Origin of the sequence: Sphingomonas sp. R-74633 (genome assembly GCF_013416555.1) — a bacterium.
Classification (GTDB): Bacteria; Pseudomonadota; Alphaproteobacteria; order Sphingomonadales; family Sphingomonadaceae; genus Sphingomonas.
In genome coordinates this window covers 1-16,968 of the sequence record NZ_JACCFG010000005.1, presented here as the reverse complement: position 1 = coordinate 16,968, position 16,968 = coordinate 1, and the positions used below count along the sequence as shown (strand labels likewise).

26 protein-coding genes and 1 tRNA gene are annotated in these 16,968 nt (G+C 66.5%); 18 read left to right on the top strand and 9 right to left on the bottom strand.

The window, feature by feature from the left end; genetic code table 11:
• Positions 1 to 582 precede the first annotated feature (582 nt).
• From HZY97_RS21035 to HZY97_RS16175, 3 genes are all read left to right on the top strand, one after another.
• The gene (locus HZY97_RS21035) at positions 583 to 717 is read left to right on the top strand and encodes a hypothetical protein (protein ID WP_257215133.1); all 135 of its coding nucleotides are present in this window, start codon (positions 583 to 585) and stop codon (positions 715 to 717) included.
• Positions 718 to 1,135: 418 nt separating this feature from the next.
• Positions 1,136 to 1,375: a hypothetical protein gene (locus HZY97_RS16180; RefSeq protein WP_180146078.1), complete on the top strand. Its 240-nt coding sequence runs from the start codon at positions 1,136 to 1,138 to the stop codon at positions 1,373 to 1,375.
• Positions 1,376 to 1,590: 215 nt separating this feature from the next.
• Positions 1,591 to 1,731 carry a hypothetical protein gene (locus HZY97_RS16175; RefSeq protein WP_180146075.1) on the top strand — a complete coding sequence of 47 codons (141 nt, stop codon included), beginning with the start codon at positions 1,591 to 1,593 and terminating at the stop codon, positions 1,729 to 1,731.
• Here the strand turns inward: HZY97_RS16175 and HZY97_RS16170 are convergent.
• The 7 genes from HZY97_RS16170 to HZY97_RS16140 form a co-directional block, all read right to left on the bottom strand.
• Positions 1,728 to 3,824, bottom strand: a complete 2,097-nt coding sequence (locus HZY97_RS16170) for a hypothetical protein (RefSeq protein ID WP_180146072.1) — start codon at positions 3,822 to 3,824, stop codon at positions 1,728 to 1,730. The genes HZY97_RS16175 and HZY97_RS16170 overlap by 4 nt on opposite strands.
• Positions 3,821 to 4,966 carry a DNA cytosine methyltransferase gene (locus HZY97_RS16165; RefSeq protein ID WP_180146068.1) on the bottom strand — a complete coding sequence of 382 codons (1,146 nt, stop codon included), beginning with the start codon at positions 4,964 to 4,966 and terminating at the stop codon, positions 3,821 to 3,823. The genes HZY97_RS16170 and HZY97_RS16165 overlap by 4 nt, the downstream gene beginning before the upstream one ends.
• Positions 4,963 to 6,348 carry a toprim domain-containing protein gene (locus HZY97_RS16160; RefSeq protein ID WP_180146065.1) on the bottom strand — a complete coding sequence of 462 codons (1,386 nt, stop codon included), beginning with the start codon at positions 6,346 to 6,348 and terminating at the stop codon, positions 4,963 to 4,965. The genes HZY97_RS16165 and HZY97_RS16160 overlap by 4 nt, the downstream gene beginning before the upstream one ends.
• Positions 6,349 to 6,602: 254 nt before the next feature.
• Positions 6,603 to 6,941, bottom strand: coding sequence for a hypothetical protein (locus HZY97_RS16155; RefSeq protein WP_180146063.1), 339 nt, complete (start codon positions 6,939 to 6,941; stop codon positions 6,603 to 6,605).
• A 155-nt stretch (positions 6,942 to 7,096) separates the two neighbouring features.
• Positions 7,097 to 7,765, bottom strand: a complete 669-nt coding sequence (locus HZY97_RS16150; RefSeq protein ID WP_180146060.1) for a hypothetical protein — start codon at positions 7,763 to 7,765, stop codon at positions 7,097 to 7,099.
• Positions 7,762 to 8,028: a hypothetical protein gene (locus HZY97_RS16145; protein WP_180146057.1), complete on the bottom strand. Its 267-nt coding sequence runs from the start codon at positions 8,026 to 8,028 to the stop codon at positions 7,762 to 7,764. Before HZY97_RS16145 ends, HZY97_RS16150 begins: the two co-directional genes overlap by 4 nt.
• Positions 8,028 to 8,237 carry a hypothetical protein gene (locus HZY97_RS16140; RefSeq protein WP_180146054.1) on the bottom strand — a complete coding sequence of 70 codons (210 nt, stop codon included), beginning with the start codon at positions 8,235 to 8,237 and terminating at the stop codon, positions 8,028 to 8,030. The genes HZY97_RS16145 and HZY97_RS16140 overlap by 1 nt, the downstream gene beginning before the upstream one ends.
• A gap of 113 nt (positions 8,238 to 8,350) precedes the next feature.
• On the opposite strand from HZY97_RS16140, the gene HZY97_RS16135 reads away from it, so the two are divergent.
• The 14 genes from HZY97_RS16135 to HZY97_RS16070 all read left to right on the top strand — a co-directional run bounded on the left by HZY97_RS16135 (position 8,351) and on the right by HZY97_RS16070 (position 15,120).
• Positions 8,351 to 8,695 carry a helix-turn-helix domain-containing protein gene (locus HZY97_RS16135; RefSeq protein WP_180146051.1) on the top strand — a complete coding sequence of 115 codons (345 nt, stop codon included), beginning with the start codon at positions 8,351 to 8,353 and terminating at the stop codon, positions 8,693 to 8,695.
• A gap of 137 nt (positions 8,696 to 8,832) precedes the next feature.
• The gene (locus tag HZY97_RS16130; protein ID WP_180146048.1) at positions 8,833 to 9,207 is read left to right on the top strand and encodes a hypothetical protein; all 375 of its coding nucleotides are present in this window, start codon (positions 8,833 to 8,835) and stop codon (positions 9,205 to 9,207) included.
• Complete coding sequence (locus HZY97_RS16125) at positions 9,204 to 9,443, top strand: hypothetical protein (RefSeq protein WP_180146045.1); 240 nt, start codon at positions 9,204 to 9,206, stop codon at positions 9,441 to 9,443. Before HZY97_RS16130 ends, HZY97_RS16125 begins: the two co-directional genes overlap by 4 nt.
• A 109-nt stretch (positions 9,444 to 9,552) precedes the next feature.
• A complete protein-coding gene (locus tag HZY97_RS16120; RefSeq protein ID WP_180146042.1) occupies positions 9,553 to 9,879 on the top strand; it encodes a hypothetical protein in 327 nt (108 codons plus the stop codon).
• A complete protein-coding gene (locus tag HZY97_RS16115; protein WP_180146039.1) occupies positions 9,876 to 10,055 on the top strand; it encodes a hypothetical protein in 180 nt (59 codons plus the stop codon). The genes HZY97_RS16120 and HZY97_RS16115 overlap by 4 nt, the downstream gene beginning before the upstream one ends.
• Positions 10,052 to 10,927 (top strand): hypothetical protein, encoded by an 876-nt coding sequence (locus HZY97_RS16110; RefSeq protein WP_180146036.1) that lies wholly within the window; start codon positions 10,052 to 10,054, stop codon positions 10,925 to 10,927. Before HZY97_RS16115 ends, HZY97_RS16110 begins: the two co-directional genes overlap by 4 nt.
• Positions 10,924 to 11,373, top strand: coding sequence for a hypothetical protein (locus tag HZY97_RS16105; protein ID WP_180146033.1), 450 nt, complete (start codon positions 10,924 to 10,926; stop codon positions 11,371 to 11,373). The genes HZY97_RS16110 and HZY97_RS16105 overlap by 4 nt, the downstream gene beginning before the upstream one ends.
• On the top strand, positions 11,373 to 11,867 hold the full coding sequence (locus HZY97_RS16100) for a hypothetical protein (RefSeq protein WP_180146030.1): 495 nt from the start codon (positions 11,373 to 11,375) through the stop codon (positions 11,865 to 11,867). The genes HZY97_RS16105 and HZY97_RS16100 overlap by 1 nt, the downstream gene beginning before the upstream one ends.
• 11 nt (positions 11,868 to 11,878) lie before the next feature.
• A complete protein-coding gene (locus HZY97_RS16095) occupies positions 11,879 to 12,031 on the top strand; it encodes a hypothetical protein (protein WP_180146028.1) in 153 nt (50 codons plus the stop codon).
• Positions 12,032 to 12,069: 38 nt separating this feature from the next.
• Positions 12,070 to 12,369: a hypothetical protein gene (locus tag HZY97_RS16090; protein WP_180146025.1), complete on the top strand. Its 300-nt coding sequence runs from the start codon at positions 12,070 to 12,072 to the stop codon at positions 12,367 to 12,369.
• Between the two features lie 21 nt (positions 12,370 to 12,390).
• Positions 12,391 to 13,134 carry a DUF4326 domain-containing protein gene (locus tag HZY97_RS21140; protein WP_218943123.1) on the top strand — a complete coding sequence of 248 codons (744 nt, stop codon included), beginning with the start codon at positions 12,391 to 12,393 and terminating at the stop codon, positions 13,132 to 13,134.
• Positions 13,135 to 13,166: 32 nt separating this feature from the next.
• Positions 13,167 to 14,615, top strand: a complete 1,449-nt coding sequence (locus HZY97_RS16080) for a hypothetical protein (RefSeq protein WP_180146022.1) — start codon at positions 13,167 to 13,169, stop codon at positions 14,613 to 14,615.
• Complete coding sequence (locus HZY97_RS16075; RefSeq protein ID WP_180146020.1) at positions 14,612 to 14,788, top strand: hypothetical protein; 177 nt, start codon at positions 14,612 to 14,614, stop codon at positions 14,786 to 14,788. The genes HZY97_RS16080 and HZY97_RS16075 overlap by 4 nt, the downstream gene beginning before the upstream one ends.
• Complete coding sequence (locus HZY97_RS16070; RefSeq protein ID WP_180146016.1) at positions 14,785 to 15,120, top strand: hypothetical protein; 336 nt, start codon at positions 14,785 to 14,787, stop codon at positions 15,118 to 15,120. The genes HZY97_RS16075 and HZY97_RS16070 overlap by 4 nt, the downstream gene beginning before the upstream one ends.
• A 187-nt stretch (positions 15,121 to 15,307) precedes the next feature.
• On the opposite strand, the gene HZY97_RS16065 is transcribed toward HZY97_RS16070, so the two are convergent.
• On the bottom strand, positions 15,308 to 16,147 hold the full coding sequence (locus tag HZY97_RS16065) for a sialate O-acetylesterase (protein WP_180146013.1): 840 nt from the start codon (positions 16,145 to 16,147) through the stop codon (positions 15,308 to 15,310).
• 290 nt (positions 16,148 to 16,437) lie between these two features.
• On the opposite strand from HZY97_RS16065, the gene HZY97_RS16060 reads away from it, so the two are divergent.
• On the top strand, positions 16,438 to 16,704 hold the full coding sequence (locus HZY97_RS16060) for a hypothetical protein (protein ID WP_180146011.1): 267 nt from the start codon (positions 16,438 to 16,440) through the stop codon (positions 16,702 to 16,704).
• A gap of 150 nt (positions 16,705 to 16,854) precedes the next feature.
• On the opposite strand, the gene HZY97_RS16055 is transcribed toward HZY97_RS16060, so the two are convergent.
• Positions 16,855 to 16,931 (bottom strand) — tRNA-Met (locus HZY97_RS16055).
• Between the last annotated feature and the right edge of the window lie 37 nt (positions 16,932 to 16,968).

The window sequence follows — 16,968 nt, the reverse complement described above, 5'->3', positions numbered from 1 at the left end:
TTTATTGGTCCCAGCGACCACGAGCGCACCCCACCGTGAGGAAGGGCTGCGCATCTATCGCATCGGAAAGCGCCGCGTCCAATCAGCCGCCGGGCGCTGCTACCTGCTACGTTGACGCTGAAACCGCGTAGCAGGCCGAACGTAGCGGCTAACCTATTGATTATAAAGACTTATATATATGGTGCTACGTGCTACCCTTATACCCCTCCCTTTATACGCGCGTATGCGCCCGCGCGCGTATGTGCATAACCCGCGCGCGAAACGCGAGGTAGCACGTAGCACCGCGCGATTAGTTTAGTGATTTCAGGATGTTAGCCGCTACGTTCAGCTGCTACCTAGGCCGCTACTTCCCCCTGACCCTAGCGGTAGCGGGCAGCAATCGCGGGCTATTTCACTGTTTACCAACCAAAGGGTTGGGGCGCAACACGTGCTGCCGCAACAGGGTCGGGGCGCGAGGGCGCGAAGCGATCCGCAGCAGGGTTGCAGGATCATCGGCGAAGGAAGAAACCGCGCCAATGGCGCGGGGATTATGACGCGGCCGCACCACATCCGACGCGCCCTGCGCGTCGAATGCTGGCCGCGATGCTATTTGAAAGCCCGGCGCGCGCGCAGCTCAAGCACCACTTCAGCCGCTTTGTCCGCGATGCCCTGTTCGATTTGAGCTGTTTCTCGATCGACAATCGCATCATCTCGCCCAGGGACCAGGCCGGCCGCTAAAGATGCTGCACGCTTCCAATCATCTCGGTAGCTTGAACATGCCGCAACCGCGACCGATGCCAAAGCGCGCGCCGCCTCGGTCTGTGCGCTCCATCGGGCCGCCTTTCCGATCACGCACTCGCTCCACGCCCGCGCGATCCGCGAAGTCTCAGGTTCGTCTTGGGCGATCAGCAAAAGAGTTACCAATAGCATCAACGGTCTCCCTGGAAGCCGCGCCCATGCCACACCCGCGAGCCCCACCGCAAATCCTGCCCACCTCGCGCGGGGTCGGGGCGCCGTGTCGCGATGACCCAGAATGGCACCCCTGCCAGCGTCTTCCGTAGCGTCACCCCGCAATGCTACGTAAGTGTTGCGTTCATCCTCAACAGCTTATGCCTCGGCGGGCGCGGGTCGCACCGCGGGCAACAAGAGCACAACCGTGACCGAACACCCCATATTCTGGCAGCGCGGCCTGGCGGAAATCTACACGCCCGATGGCGGCGACACCTTCCATATCCGCGAGACGATCAACGGGAAGACGCGCGAACGCGCCATGTCGCGCGCCACCTATATCGGCCAGCTCATGATCGCGATCGAGGCGCTGGCCGGCCCAGGCGGCGTCGAGGATCTGGAACTGCTCGGCGCACGAATTGCACGGCATGGCGACAACAATCGATAATTGCTCGCAACGACTCACGCGCCTTATCACGGATCGGAATGTGACGCAGCTGTAACATTCGCTTGCGCCCCCGCCGAAGTCGAATAGGGTTTCAGGTCCAGAATGGTGCAAAAGCGCCGCGGGTCGCGCCAGGGGAGGGATAGCGGATGGCCGGGGCGTGTACTGTGTACCTATGCGAGCAAGCGACCGCGAAGCGGGAAGGCAATCACTACATCGTGATCGATTTCAGCAACGGAAAGCCGGTCTGCGAGCGCGTCTACACGCCGGCCGCGGCGCTGGATCTCGCGGACCAGCTCGTCCGCGCCGTCACCAGCCCGCGCTGCGCCCAGGTCACCCCCCTCAAGCCGCCGCGCTAGGCCCGCGCACGCTCCGGCACCGCGCCGGCATCCTCCTCGTCATCCTCGTCCCCGGGCGGCAGCGCCACGGCGAGCGGGATCAGCGTGCATTTGCTTTGATGCCCATTGAACCGGATGTTGCGCTTGTTGACGCTCGCCTTGATCGCGCCGGGCAAGCGCGCCAGCGCCTGGCTCCACACGCCCTCGCCAAACTTAGTACCCTGCAGCAGCTGCTCGAGCCCGTCATGGCTGGAAGCAACCGCCAACCACTCTCCAAAGATTTCAGGTGGCGGCTTGTTCTTACCGCGGTCATTCGGGCCATAACGGACCACCTTGAGCCCAATACGCCCCAACGCGACCTCGGCAGTTTCGCGCCGCTGCTTGTCCTCTTGATCCTCCGCGCCGTACTGATCCTTGCCGATCGGCTTCATGTGATCGACCAGCCATTCGCTCACCAGCCGCTGCCCGCGCCGAAAATCGAGCTGCACCGGCTTCGATCGGATCTTCCCCAGGCAAATCTCACCTTCCTCGGGCGCGTCGCTGGTCTCGGCGAGGTTCCGCAGGCTCAGCATCTCAGCCCACATCGCCACATCCTCCGCCTCGGGCATGCCGTCGAACAGCGCCAGCTCGGCCGCCGCGCGCAGCGAGCCGAACTGGTCGGCGGCGCGACTGCCCTGCTCGCCGATATCCATCAGCGCTTCGCTCCACACACCATAGAGCTCGTCCCACCGGCCCCAATTGTCGCAGAAGCGCTTGCGCATCCACGCGCCCAGCCGGCCGATCTCATCGACATAATTCTTGAAGCCCACGCTGCGCGCGCCGGCGGGCAGCCGGTTGAGCTCCAATATGCCCATGCGGCTCTTGTCGGCGGGCTCGAGCGGGGGAACGAGGATCGAGGTGAACAGGAAGCAGCTGGTCGCGCGAAACTCGCTCGCCTGGTGGTTCTGCCCACCCTTGATGATGTTGCCCTGGCTGGTCGCGGCCAGCCGCGCCAGCTCGATCAACGCAGACATCTTGCTGTTGTCCTTGCCCGCCTCGCTCTCGTCCAGGTTCACCGGCAGCGATTGCTGCCCCATCACCTGGCGCACGCCCGCCTCGCTCGCCTTGGGCGAGACGAGCAGCGCGTTCTGGAACAGCGCGGCGATCAGCTCGAGCAGCTCCGATTTGCCCGTGCCGCGCCCGCCCGTCGGCCACAGGATCGGGCGATAGTCGAGCGCCCCGCCGAACGGCGCCAGCATGATCCAGCCGAGCAGCAGCATCGGATCGATCAGCGATCGGTCCCAATTCCACGTCTTCAGGATCTCGAACAGGAAGCGCGCGGGCGTGACGCCGCCCAGCGGGATCTCCCTGCCGCCCACGCCGGTGATCTTCATGCCGCGCGCGCGATAGGTAGCGACCAGCCGGGGCATCAGCTGCTCCGCTGTCGAATGGCCGGCCTCGAAGGGCTTGGGGATCGGCGCCTGCGCCGGATACACCATCTTGCCGTGCTCGCCGGGCGCCAGCCAGCGCCCGTTGGTCAGGATCGTGTTCCCGCAATGCAACACCAGGCTGCCGTCGTCGGCCCGCCAGGCACCGCGCCCGCGCACCTTCTCGCGCGCGTCCCACACGCCCTTGCGCGCGCAGCAGTCCATCAGCAGCGTGGTAACGATCTCGGTATTCCAGCCGATCGTGACCCATTCCTTCAGGGTGTTGCCGTCCTTGTCCTTCACCGCCACGCCGGCATCGTCGGTCTGCGCGATCAGCCGCTTCCGCGGCCATTGATCCTCGAGGTACAGGCTGTCCGGTGCGAACATCGCCACGATGTGCTTGTTCGCTACCTTGTCGGCGGGCAGGCCGCGCAACTCCCCCAGCGCGGTGAGGAAATAGAATATGCCGTCCATCGTGCCCAGCGGGATCACCGGGCAGTCGTCGGGCATGTAGCGTGGCGGCCGCGCCTCGCGCGATCCCGCCCAGCCGGCGCCGCCGACATAATCCTCTTCCTCGCCGCGATCGCTGTCATAGTCGGGCGGCGGCGCGTCGATGTCGTCGGTGATGTTGTCCAGCGCGTTGCGCACGGCATCGAGCCCCTGCGCCTGGGCGAGATCGTTGATGTCCTTGAGCGGCTCGCCGGTCATGCTGCGACGGCGCCGAGTGCGGCTTCCACGCGCAAGATCGCGCGCCCTATCGCCTCCGGGATCTGCGGGACTACCGCGTCGCCGAAGGCTTCGACGAGCAGCGCAGCTGCAGCTGTCCCCTTTGGACCGCCGACTGCAATGCGCGCGCCAGCCACCCAGGCGGAAAGCCCATCATCCAGCCGTAGGTGACCGGCAAGGCCGAGGTTCCACTCAGCCCATGGCTCCGAAGAAGCGCCGCCAGAGCTCTCGCCCCCCCCCATTTCTGCATGCTGGGGGAGAGAAGGTTGCCCGTCGCCGTTGGCGTCAACGACATCATCGCGCCGGACATCACCGCGTCCATCGTGGGCGATTTGCGCTTGTCGTATGCCGGGGACCAAGCATCCATCCGCTTGTCCCGCTTGGTCGGGGTCGGGAGTGTTTCGAGAAGTGCTGGTGGATGCAACAGAGTGCGAAGGTTCATACCCGTGCGCTTCACTCCCCGTGCCTTTGTCATCTCCGGACCATGCCGCGCGTCGCTCTTCCGCGGCGTCGGCAGACTGGCCGAAGCACTCGTCAGGATCATCCGCATCGGATAGGTCGAACCCGCGCCGCCACCTGCCCCATTCCGCTGTCCGTCCATCGCCATGGGTGTCGGCAACCTGCTCGAGGTCGCAGCCGATAAGCCAGCTCCGGGGACGCTCGTGATTGGCGCCAACGTCGCCAGCACGAACCACGAACGCCCAGCAGGAGTAGCCGAGGCCTTCCAGTGCAGCGAGCACGGCGTCAGCGCCCCGAGTTCGGAGATTAGCGCTGTTTTCAAGAGCGAACCAACGAGGACGGACCTCTCCGATGATACGGATTGCTTCGAAATAGAGACCGGAACGCGCGCCTTCGACGCCCTTTCCGCCGGTGTTGGCGGGGCTGATGTCTTGGCAGGGAGGACTCCCGACAACGAGCTCGGGGAGGATGCCGAGGTCGGCGTACAGGCGTTCGCCGGTGAGCGTGCAGACGTCGTCATAGATCGGGACCCCCGGATTGTTCTCGGCATAGAGCGCGCGGCGCCAGTCCACCGCCTCGCAGGCGGCGACGGTTCTGAAACCGGCACGGTGAAGGCCCAGCGACCAGCCGCCGGCCGCAGCACTGAACAAATCGAGCGCCCTCATCCCTGCCCCACCCGCACGAACCCCACCTTGCGCCCCCGCTCGCGATGCGCGGCGGCGGCGGACTGCACCGCCCGATCGGCATCGCTGCCGGGCGGATCGTTCTGGCGCAGGATGATCAGCCGCCCCATCTGCTCGGGCAGATGCAGCTCGGCGAAATTGCTCACGCTGATGCCGGCGATCACGCGCAGCTCGGGCTTGGCGCACGCGGCGGTCAGCCCGTCTTCCACGCCCTCGGATACCCACACGTCCGTGCCCGCCGGAATGTCCTTCAGCGGGCAGCGATGCGCGCCCTTCCACACCGGGATGTGCCCGCCCTTGTAGAGCCCGAGCACCTTCTTCTGCGCACCCTTCCCGCCGGGCAGCAGCGACGGCGGCACCTTGGCCGGCGCGTTGGGATCCAGCCAGGTGCGGTGCGTCGCGATATGCGTGCCGTCCAGCGCGGTGACCATCGCCACCATCGCCGGAAAGCGCGGTGCCGGCGGGCCGTTCGGCGGGCTCGCGCCATATTGCAGGCTGGGATTGTAGCGGATCGCCCCGGGCCGCTGCCCGGTCAGCGCATAGAGCGCCCCCAGGTCGATCCCGCGCGCGCGCAGATAGGCATCGACCGGATCGCCGGCCGCCAGCACCCTGGCCTCCTGCCACCGCGCCACCGCGCTCTTCAGGATCCGCGCCGCCTGCGCGGCATCCTCGGCCTCGCGCGCCGCGCGCAGCTCGGCCAGCGCGGCCTGACGCTCCGCCTTCTCCGCGGCGATGCGCGCGCGCACCTCGGGATCGTCGCTGGCTTGGCGCGGATCGTCCTTGCCCAGAAACTCGCGCGCCTCGGCATAGGCCAGCTTCCAGTCGCCGCCGCATTCCACCGCGCAGATCAGCCCGAGCGGCAGGCCCTTGTGCGCCGGATTGGCGAAATCCACCCACACGCCCTGGCGGGGCCCCTTCAGGCTGACGGAGAGGCTGGACGAGCCCGAGCCGTCGTCATGGATGTTGGAGGTGACCCACTCGTTCCCTTCCTTCCAGCCATTGGGCAGGTATTTCTTGCACACCGCCTCGATCTGCGCGGAAAGTTCGTCGTTCAGCTCGCGCGTCTCGGCGGAGCTGTCGCGCCGCTGCCGCTCACGCGCCATGGCCTGTTCCTTTTCCTTCGCCATGCGCCGCTGCAGCGCGATCAGGCGCTGGGCATGCTCGGCATTGGCCGCGCCCAGCCCCAGCCGGATATCCAGCTCGGCGGGGCTCGGCCCGATGTGAAAGCTGTTGATCACCACCTCCACCCGCCGACGGGAGAAGCTGGTTTCCTGCAGGATCCGCTCGATCGAGTGCCCCGCATCCCAATGCGAGAGGATCACCGCGTCGGCGCTGGCGGCGGTGGTGGCGGGATGCTCAAGCATTGGGCCACCAGACGAGCCCGCTACCCTCCAGGCTCCGGATCTCTTCTGCTGGCGTCGCGGGCCGAGCGCCGAACCAGCCGCTCCAATAGCTGTCCGCGCCCGGATTGCAGAACTGCAGGTAAAGTGGGCCGCGCCCCTCTAGGGGCAGGGCGCGGCCCAGGTCGACGGGCCGCCGGGGGTCGGCAAGGTCGCCCGCCACAGCGGGGGAGTGACACCCCGCCGATCCGTTACCGATTTCATCCCCCCCGCGCATGTCAAGCTTCCCCCGCGGAAGCCGGCGCGCAGGGTGCATATCTGCCGGGCGGTCCCGCCCAGCCCAGCGGCTTGTCGCGCCAGTCCAGGCAGCAGCCGCAATCCCATTGCTCGGCGGGCACCACGCCCTGCGTCATGCCGGCGATGCTCTGCGCCATGCGCGGGCTGGGCTCGACATCGCCGAGCAGCAGATCCTCGATCCAGCCCGATCGCTCCGCGAGCGCCGCGCCGAACCGGTCCCAGCGATCCGCGTCCTGCCCGCCCCACCAGGCGAGCATGTGCGCACCGTTCGAAGGCGGGCCGCTGGTGAAGTCCAGCACGAAGGGGATCGGGCCGAGCATCACTCAGGCCCGTACAGCGCGTCGAAATGCGGCTTCATCCGCGCCCGCCAGTTGCGCGCCCACGCAAGCCCGTGCTGGCGAAACCGGCGACCGCCGACCTTTACGAGTGGGCGCCCCCCCCCCAAGCGGGAGGCTCACCGGGATGAACAGGCTGCTCATGCGCCAGCCTCCGCGCTCTCAAGCGCGGTGCCGTCCTCGCCTACCGTGATCCAGGCGCCATTGCGGCTCTCGGCAAAAGGCGCACTGTCGGCCTCACCGCGACCCATTGCATCCTCGTCCGCGAGCCGCATGCGCGCCTCGATGATCCAGAAGCATCCACCCGGCTCGTGCTGGCCCAGGCCCGCCTTGATCGCCGCTTCCCGCGTACCCTCGAGCCCCATTTCGTCGTCGTCGACATCGACGCCTAAATACCATCCCCATTCGCCCAGGGGCTCGTCACAACCGGCAGCGATATCGCGGATCACACCCTCATAGAGGCGCTGGACATCGGCGACGGCAGCCCAGCAAGGATCGTCGTCGCGCGCACCCGCCCGCGCCGCCGCGCGCTTCAGGCGCGCGATCTCAGCCTCATAGAGAGCACCGGCGCGAATGAGATCGCGGGCGCGATGCTTCGGCTTCCACCATGCCGCATCCCAAGGCCAGGTGGCAGGCACCGCCTCGCCGTTGCGGCCCCGGGCATGCTCGGCATAGCAATCGGCGGCGAGCAGCAGCTCACCCTGCAAATAGCCGTCGTCACGCTCGGCGGTATAGCCCTCGGCATCGATCTGCCGAGCGCGCTCACCCATCACAGCCTCGATCGCCTTGATCGCCGATGCCTGGTTCATCCCACCGTCTCCCGCTTGTCGAGTTTCCCCAGCACCGCGTCGATCCGCGCGCCGACTTCGCCCGGCGTGGGCAGCGGCCCGTCCGCCGGCGCCAGCGGATTGCCCGCCTCGAGCCGCTCCGCGATCGCGCGCATGCGCAGCTTCACGTCCTCGGGCAGCACGCGCATGCCATAGGGGCCGCGCGGCTTGTTCGGCCGATGCGCAGCGGATTTCTTGGCCGCCGCCGATCGCTTGGTGCGATCCTTCCAGGCGCCCTTGGGCATCAGGCGGCCTTCCTTGGCGCTACCAGCTCCGGCAGGTCGTAAAAGTCATTGGGCTGAGCCACGCCGTCACGGAACAGCTCGATCATGTGCGCGGGACCGGGCACCGCGCCGCCCTTCCAGCGGAGCCAGGTTTGCCGGGTGACACCGAAATGCGCCCCCGCATCCGTGTCGGAATATCCTCTCTCGCGCTGCCAGAGGCGGAGCATCATGGGCGATCGCTTCATAATGAAACGACGTAACGCCACATGTTACTTCTTGACAAGTGGGTGTAACGCCACGAGTAGCTAGCCGGGTGACAGCTCAGGTCATAGCCTTCCTTCGCATGGAGGACTATCCGAACCGGATTTACGAGTGGCGCAGGCGCCGCGACGTAAGCCAGGAGGCATTGGGCAAGGCCATCGGCGTGACCAAGATGAGCATGTCGCGCATGGAGCGCGGTCTGCAGGCGATCACGTTACAGCAGCTGCAGGACATCGCTGACCAGCTAGAGGTTTACGCCGCAGACCTGCTCCCGACACGTGACAATCCCAATGTAGCCCGCGACCAGGCGGAGCGGAAACAGCTCCTTCGGTATCGCGTTGCCGACGAGGGCCAGCGCGAAATGCTCGATCGGGTGAGTGATGCGGTCATTCCCTATGGCGCCCCACCGGGCGAGGAAGCCGCCTGACCAAATTATTTTGATGCAATCGGCCTCGCCGCGTTCGCCTTGCGTTCGCGATTGTAACGCCATATGCAACTTTCCCACTTGACGTAGTAACACGTGGTGTTACTTTCCGCGCCGTTCATCGGCCCGGAGGTAACGGCGTGGCTACCCTGTTTTCCGAACATCGCGCCCCAACAGTGGGGCTGAACTACATCATGGCCGAGCTCGGCAAGGAGGATCACTCCGATCGCTGGCAGCTCCGCTTCATCAATCTCCTGATCGGCGAACAGGGCTTTCCGGCGCCGCTGCCGAACATGCGCGGCGCGGCCCTGATCGATGCCGTCACCACCCACAGCCGCTGGCAACGCCAGGCGGTCGACCAGTGGTTTCACGATCGCCTGCCACCCGAAGCCGCCCAGGCCGAGGAAGCCGGCCGCCAGCTCGCCGCCAACGACGACATGGACGAAGCCGCCGCAATGGTCGCCGCCCGCATGGTCGGGCGCACCCGCGCGCATGGCGTGGGGGTGTCGGCGTGATGGACGCCAAAGCATCCCCAAACTGGTGCCTGCACCGCCGGGACCGCCAGAATTTCGTCATTGTCGATGACGGCAGCCACCGCGTCGTTGCCAGCCCAATCGCCGAGCTCAAGGATGCGCAGGCGATCGCGGCCATCCCCGCCATACTCTCGACCCTTGAGTTGATCGCCTCACGCGGCGGAGCATGGTCGAGCGTCGCGCGGAACACCCTAGCCAAAGCGCGCGGCAAGGCATGAGCTGGCAATACATGCCCTTCGCCTTCGCCTTCGGCCTGGCCGCGATCACGCTGACGCGCGACTATCGCCACATCTGGCAGCGGATCTCCGATCGCATCTGGGGCCGCTGGTGATGCAGCCCCTCCTGTTCACCGAACCGCAAGGCTCCGGTGATGTGCCGCCCGGGCGGCGCCAAACCCGAGCGGCGCCGGCCCAAAACGGCGCCGCTCGGGTCACTGGTAGGTCTAACCGCCAGCCGGAGATCTCGCGCCAGGCATGGCCCGATCTGCAGCTCGGCTTCGAGATCGGGCGCCTGCCGGCGCCGCGCGTGCAGAACGCCATGTGGGCGGCACTCGCCGCGCGCCGCCAGACCCCGCCCTACCTCAACGCCAGCGAGCGCGACCTGTTCGAGCGTCTCGACGCCGCCCGCTGCGCTAGACTTGCGAGGATGCAATGAGCCAGACTGGAGCATGGGACCATAGCTGCGGTTGCGGGGAGGTTTCCACTACCGCCGCCGCACTTCGCGAAATGTCGAGCGAGCAGCAAAGCGCCTATTTTGCCCGGGTCCGCGCCTGCGCGACCTGCAAGGACGACCAGCGGTACTTCGAGCACCTGCCGGAGCGCGCCCGGTGACCCGCGCGCCCCTCGCCAGCGATTTCCCCTGGCGCTCGCCGCTCAGCGTTCGCCCGCCGGACTATAGCGTGCCCGAGCTCGACATATTGGTCGAAGTGGAAGGCGAGCTCGCCCGGCGCAATGCGCCCACCGGCTATGCCCGGCTGATCGAAAAGGCGACGATGACCGAGGCGGCCGCCGCCGGGCGCATCGCCGCGCTCTCCGCGATCCGCGACGACCTGATGGCGCGCACCTGGATGCTCCGTCACAACATCGCGGTCGCCAGCGGCATCACCCCGCCGGCCGAGCCGAAGCGCGAGGGGCCGAACCGCACCTGGGACGCCAAGGTTGCGGAGATCCGCACCGAGCTCAACATCAAGCGCGGATCGCTCCCCAAATATGCGGCGAGCCCCACCAATCCGATGACCGAGGACGCCGCGCGGCGCATCCTCGAATGCTGGGACGCGCTGCACGCGCTCTACTGGGTCTATTTCGCCGGGTGGAGCGACAGCGAGGAGGGCCGCATCGCCATGATCGCCGATCGCGAGGCCGCCCGTGCGCGCGGCCCCGAATGGCGCGACCAGGCGGGCGAAGGCGGCGCCGTCGATCCCGGGCAGGACTGGGCTGGCATGGCCCACCTTGCGCGCAGGCTGAGCAGCGGCGCCCAGGTGCTCGACGTGGTGGCCCCCGCCACCCTCCGCCGCTTTCACCGCACCGCCGCCAACCGCGTCATCCTCGCGCTCGAGGCCAGCCAGAAGACGCAGGCCGGCACCGAGCTCCGCGCGAAGCTCGAAGCTGAGCTGATCGTCGCCCAGCTCGAACGCTGGATCGGCCGCCTGGACCGTCTCTGGGGCCCCAGGGAACCACTCAACCCGATGGAGATTGCCGCGTGAGCAGTGACGACCACTTCCGGTCCGACAAGGAAGGATTGAGCCTTGTCGTGTCCGATTGTCGCGGCAACCCGGCTTTGCCAATCGGTATTTCGATCTTTGGCGCAAGGGGCGGATCCGCCGTCGGGCTGAACACCATCGAAGCGCAGGAGATGGCAGGCGCGATCCTGAGGCAAGTCGTCAAGCACACGCCCGATCAGCGCAACGACCCCCTCGCCAAGCGCTGCACGGACATCGCCGATCGCGTGGTCCCAGCGTATCGCGACGGCAAGCGCAGCTACTCGTGCGGGGGCACCACAGCAAAACTCTGGCAGGCGGCATGGGACGGCGCCTGCATCGCCCTCGGAGGAGAGCCCGAAGCCTATATTATCCCCGCAACGCCGAAGACGGTTGAGGGCGGGGGCACCATGCCACAGGCAGGTGGCAATGAAGCGGACTACCCGTTCTGATGCCCCACCCGCCCATCATCGTGCATCACGCGAGTGGCCGCCCGGTGCTGGTCGGGCCGAACAACGCCTTTCGCTTCCTCCATCTCGACGAGCGCTTCGCGCTCTGGCTCGGTCTCACCAACGCCGCAGCCCTGGCCGAACGGCCGATTGCCCACCTCCGGCGCGCCTCGGTTGCCGAACCCCTCGGTATCGCATCCGGCAACGCCTCTACCCCCTCAGCCGCCAGTGTCGAGGCCATTGGCGGCCAACCCGCGAGCACCAGCATGCACAGCCCCGAGCTCGATCACATCGAGCAGATCATAGACGGCGCCGCCGCCGACCAGGTCGCCGCCATCGCCTATGCCGCGATCGTCCGCATCGGCCAGCTCGGCCCGGGTGCCGGCGAGGCCCTGGGCGCGCATGTCGCCGCGCATGCGCACGGCCCGGCTCACGGCGCCTTCGAGCGCGGCATCTGCTTCATCGAGCCGCACCTCGCGGCCGAGCTTCCCTTCTGACGGAATGCGTGATGCCCACCTCCAAACGTTTTGACGAGCAGCGGGTCCGTGCCGCGCTGAACGGTCCCAATGGGGAAGTCCTGCGCCTGATCGCGATCCAGCCCAATCACCCTACGCGGCGCCCGCCGTCGGCAGGTGTGCTGATCCCGGTTGCGCGCGCGTGACCGCACAAGTTTCAACCCAGCCAACCAAGGAGATTGAAATGGCTGACACTGCCGAGAGCGCCGCTCTCAAGCCCGTAATCGTTCGCACCTATTCCGCGGGCGTCCACTTCGGTTACCTGGCCCGCCGCGACGGCAAGGAAGTCGATCTCGAGCGCAGCCGCCGCATCCACTATTGGGTAGGCGCGAACAGCTGCAGCGGCCTCGCCACCGGCGGGCTCGATACCAAGAAGAGCCGTGTCGCTGATCCGGTGACCATCACCCTCACCGAGGCGATCGAGATTATCGACTGCACCCCCGAGGCAGTCGCGAGCATCGAGAGCGCGACATGGGTGCGGTGACCGGCGGGCTCTCCGGTTCCGGTGACGGTTACGGTTCCGGTGACGGTGACGGTTACGGTTCCGGTGACGGTTACGGTTACGGTTACGGTTCCGGTGACGGTTACGGTTACGGTTCCGGTGACGGTTACGGTTACGGTTCCGGTGACGGTGACGGTGACGGTTACGGTTACGGTTCCGGTGACGGTGACGGTGACGGTTACGGTTACGGTGACGGTGACGGTTACGGTTACGGTTCCGGTGACGGTTCCGGTGACGGTGACGGTTACGGTTCCGGTGACGGTGACGGTTCCGGTTCCGGTGACGGTTACGGTTGACCAGATGCCGCCGGCTCCTTCTCTCGCCGTCGGATCGGAGGGGCGAATCGCCCCTCCGATCAATGCCGTCCCGCGCCGCCTGCATCGAACGCGCAAGCGGAACGCATATACGCCCATGGGCGCCGTGTATGTCGGCCGCCCGACGCTCTGGGGGAACCCATTCTCGGATCGAAACCGCATCGGCCATGCCCGGAGCGTGATCCTGTATCGATCTTGGCTCGAAGGCGACATGACCCCGCGCGTGCTGCTGGCCGCAGGCTTCAGCGACGCGGAGATCGACGCCCTCCGCCGGTGGCGCGAACGCGTGCTCTCCCGGCTCCCGGCGCTCGCAGGCAGGAACCTGCAATGCTGGTGCACACCCACATCGGCATGGTGTCATGCCGATGTGCTACTCAGCCTAGCCAACGCCCGGCCACCCATCCCGCTTGCCGCGCCGCCACCGGCGCGATAGTTTCACCGCCCCGCCTCACCCGGGAACCGCCCATGAAGATCGGCAAGGAAAACTACCCCGGCTTCGTCATGAAGCCCTTGGCCTCGGGCATGTATTATGGCTGGGAACCGAACCCGCGCCAGCGCAAGGCGGGCTGGAAATCCGTCAAGCTTGACGCCCCTGATCTGATCGCAGCGCTCGGTCTATGGAAGAACCAGGACGAGAAGCTCACCAGGTGGAAGCAGGGCGGCGAGCGCCCCCGCGAGGTAAAGGCCTATAGCGCCCCACAGACCTTCGGCGCCGTCCTCGATCGCTACGAGCGCGAAAAGCTGGTGGCGCTGGCCGAAAGCAGCCAGCGGGTCGATCAGACGCAGCTCAACTATCTGCGCGACTGGGCGGGCAAGCAGCCACTGCAATGGATCACGCGTGCACGCGTCCGCGCGCTCAAGCTCGCCATCTGCCCCGATGCAGACAGGGTTCCGCGCCTGATCCGCGATGGCGTGCGCGACATCCCCGGCCACAGCCAGGCGTTCAAGCTGCTCTCGAAGGGGCGCGAGGTGCTCAGCTGGTGGAACGATCACCCGGAGAACAGCCAGCCTCGCGCCAATCCGTTCGAGCGTTTCGATCTGCCCAAGCCGCCTGCCCGCGACCAGCTATGGAGCTACGAGGCAGAAGCCGCCTTCGTCGCCGCCGCGGACGAGCTGGGCCTGCCATCGATCGGGTTCGCGCTCGAACTGGCATGTATCTGGGGCCAGCGCGAGGCGGACATCCTCAAGGTTCACACCGGCAACTGGCGCCAGCTCACCCTCGCCGAGCTCGACATGCAGCGCGATCTCCACGATGCGCTGGCGAGTGATCGCGGCCCCGATGCGGGCAAGGTCATGGGTTTCTCGCATATTCAGAACAAGGGGCGCGTGCGCAACGCCGTGCCGATCGCGGGCGAGATGCGCGATCGCGTCGAGGCGCGGATCGCCCAGGCCCGCAAGCGCGCCGCCGATGCGGTGAAGGCTGGCCAGCCCGTGCCGATCGGCGCGCTCAACCTGATCGTGCGCGATCGCACCGGCACGCTCACCGTCCAGCTGCCGGGCAGCGCCACGCCGCTGCAACGGGCAGCTGCCGCCGGCGGCAGGGCGGGCGCCCAATCGCGCCACGGCGACCTTACCGGCACGCCGTGGAGCCAGCGCGACTTCATCGAGAAGTTCGGCCAGATCCGCGACCACGCCGCCGCCACGGCGCGCGCAGCGGGCAACGAGGATCTCGCCGCCGCGCTCGAAGCGCTCGAATTTCGCGACGCCCGCCGCACCTGCGTCACGCGCCTGGCCAATTTGGGCATGTCCGTGCCCACCATCGCCGCGATCACCGGCCACAGCATCAAGACGGTGGAGCGGATCATCGAAACCTATCTGGTGCGCACCGCCGCCCAGGCCGGCCGCGGCATCGTCGCCCTGCTCGGCGCGGAGCGGCAGCGGCGGGCAGATGCGAAGAAGGAAGGCAGCGCATGAACGAACCTAGCGAGGCAACTATCCGCCAGGCTATCGGTACCGCGATCACGGACGCGTTTACCCGAGCCGGCGCCATCAACGATCACGAGGCGCGCATCGCGTTCGCTGTGCACAGCGCCGTTAGCAAGGCGCTCGACGGACTATTTACGCGAGCGAAGGAGACACAACAATGATCGACGTCGAGCTCGCCGTTCAGCAGCATGAACATCTCAAGGTAGCGGCCGCGCTCTACCACGAGGATCCTCGCATCCACGCGACGGTCCACAGTATCGTCGCGGCGGCGATGCATGATCACGGGCCGATAAATCCGGATCGCGCGGGCCAGCACGCGTTCGAGATCGCGATCGAGGCGGTGCTTCTCGCCTATGGCAAGCTCTACGCCGAGAATGCGGAGCTGCGGGCGGTTCGAGCCGAACGCGACTACTATGAGAAGCTGGCGACGAAAGAGCTCAAACTGGCGGCGAACCCGATCATCTTTTATCCCCAACCAGAGCAACAGGGGTGAGGGACCCGGATGTTTACCGAGTTCGAAAAAAGGTGAGCGCCAGGCCCTGCTGCAGGTCCGCTCGTTTATCGCGAAGCATGGCACGAAGGAGGTGGACGCCTATTGCGCCCAGCGCCTCCACGATATCCGCATGGATGCAGCGCATCACGAAAAGGCGAACACGGAATGGCCGCGGTGATCGACCTGACTAGCACCCCCTGTCGCTGCCATTCCCCAGGAAGATAGCCGCCGCTTCCTCACCGACAACCAGTTGTCCCATCCACCCGATATGCTTGTCGCTCGGATCGACGGGTAACGGCGCAGATTGTGCCGGCGACAGCTCGATGTTGCGCAACTGCCCGAGCGAGGGGAAGTAGAATGCCTTGGCATCGGCCGCCGCGATCCCGCACAGCTCGGCATTGACCGCCGCTTCCTCGGGGGTGGCGCTATAATTCACGCCGATCAATGCCCAAGGATAGCCGGTGAAATCCGCGCCGACAATGCTGTCGACATAGCCGCGCATGCTCTTGAAGTAATGAGCATAATCCGCGCCCGGAATGCCGCCGGCAGCATCCGCTTCTCCCTGCCACCACAGCACGCCACGAAAGCGGATCGTCACCCCCGGCCGCGCCGTCTTCAGGTCGCGGAGCGCGCGCTTGTAGAAGTAATTCATGGTGATGCCGGCGGTGGCGTCGGTCCAGGTGCCGGGCGAAATCGTCGGCGCGTTGGGCGCCAAGCCTGTACCGTTCAGCGTCCCCTTGATGACATAGACCTCGTTGCCTGTCGCCACGACCAGTCTGTTTGCCAGCGCCAGCTCGGGGCCGAACTGATCCTTGGGGCTCGCATTGGTGTCCGAATTGGTCCCCGCGCGATAATCCTGCCACTGCCCGTTGTCGGCAGTCAGATCGGGGTTGGCGCGCCCGTCCTTGTAGTAGATGTGCACCTTCGCGGGATTGAGCACATAACCGGGGTTCAACGCGTTCGCCAGCTGCGCCGTCTGCGCATAGCCATTGGCATTCGATTGGCCGAGCAGCAGCACCAGCTCCACAGTGGTGCCGGGGGCGGGTGATGCGCTGGGGCTCGGCGATGGACTAGGCGTCGGCGGCGGCGCCGGCGCCACCGGCGGAACTACCACCGCGCCGCCCGAGCCACTACCCCCACTCGAGCAGGCAGGGAGGGTGGCAAGGGCCGGCAATAGGGCTCGATAAAATAGCGGTCGCATAGGGGTCCCCGGTTGACAGGCCGCGAGGATGGCTTGGCGCCAATCTACCACCCGCGGACTCCCGCAGGAAGCCCGGGATTTGACCGACTCGGCCCCGGCGGAACATACCGCGAACAATGCAGCGCTACATTGCCCATCTGATCGGCCATCCGGCCAAAGTCGACATCCGATGTGGCTGCACCACCGTGCGGGTTGTCAGTGCGATCTGGCTGATCGAGCGGCTCGGGATAGAGGCGACGATCGAGGACGGCGAGCGCCGCCTGCGGTGCAGGATCTGCAGGCAATACCCGAAGCTCCGCGCGAATGGAGAATGGGGCGTAACCGGTGGCCGCGATCAGCGCGTCGATCCGCCAGCGATGCCCGATTGGGTCGACCTGACTTGATGCACGAGACGCGCCGCGCGCTATTGACACCGGGGAAAGTCGGAATTCCGACTTGGAGGAAGTCGGAACGCAAGCCGCGTTCACGGACGCCAGACAAAACAAAACCCCGCTAAAGTCGCGAGACTTGCGGGGTTTTTTGTTAAGGCGCGTTGGTTGCGGGAGCAGGATTTGAACCTGCGACCTTCAGGTTATGAGCCTGACGAGCTACCGGGCTGCTCCATCCCGCGCCAAACGGGTGTGCATTGTGAATGGGTTTTGATCCCG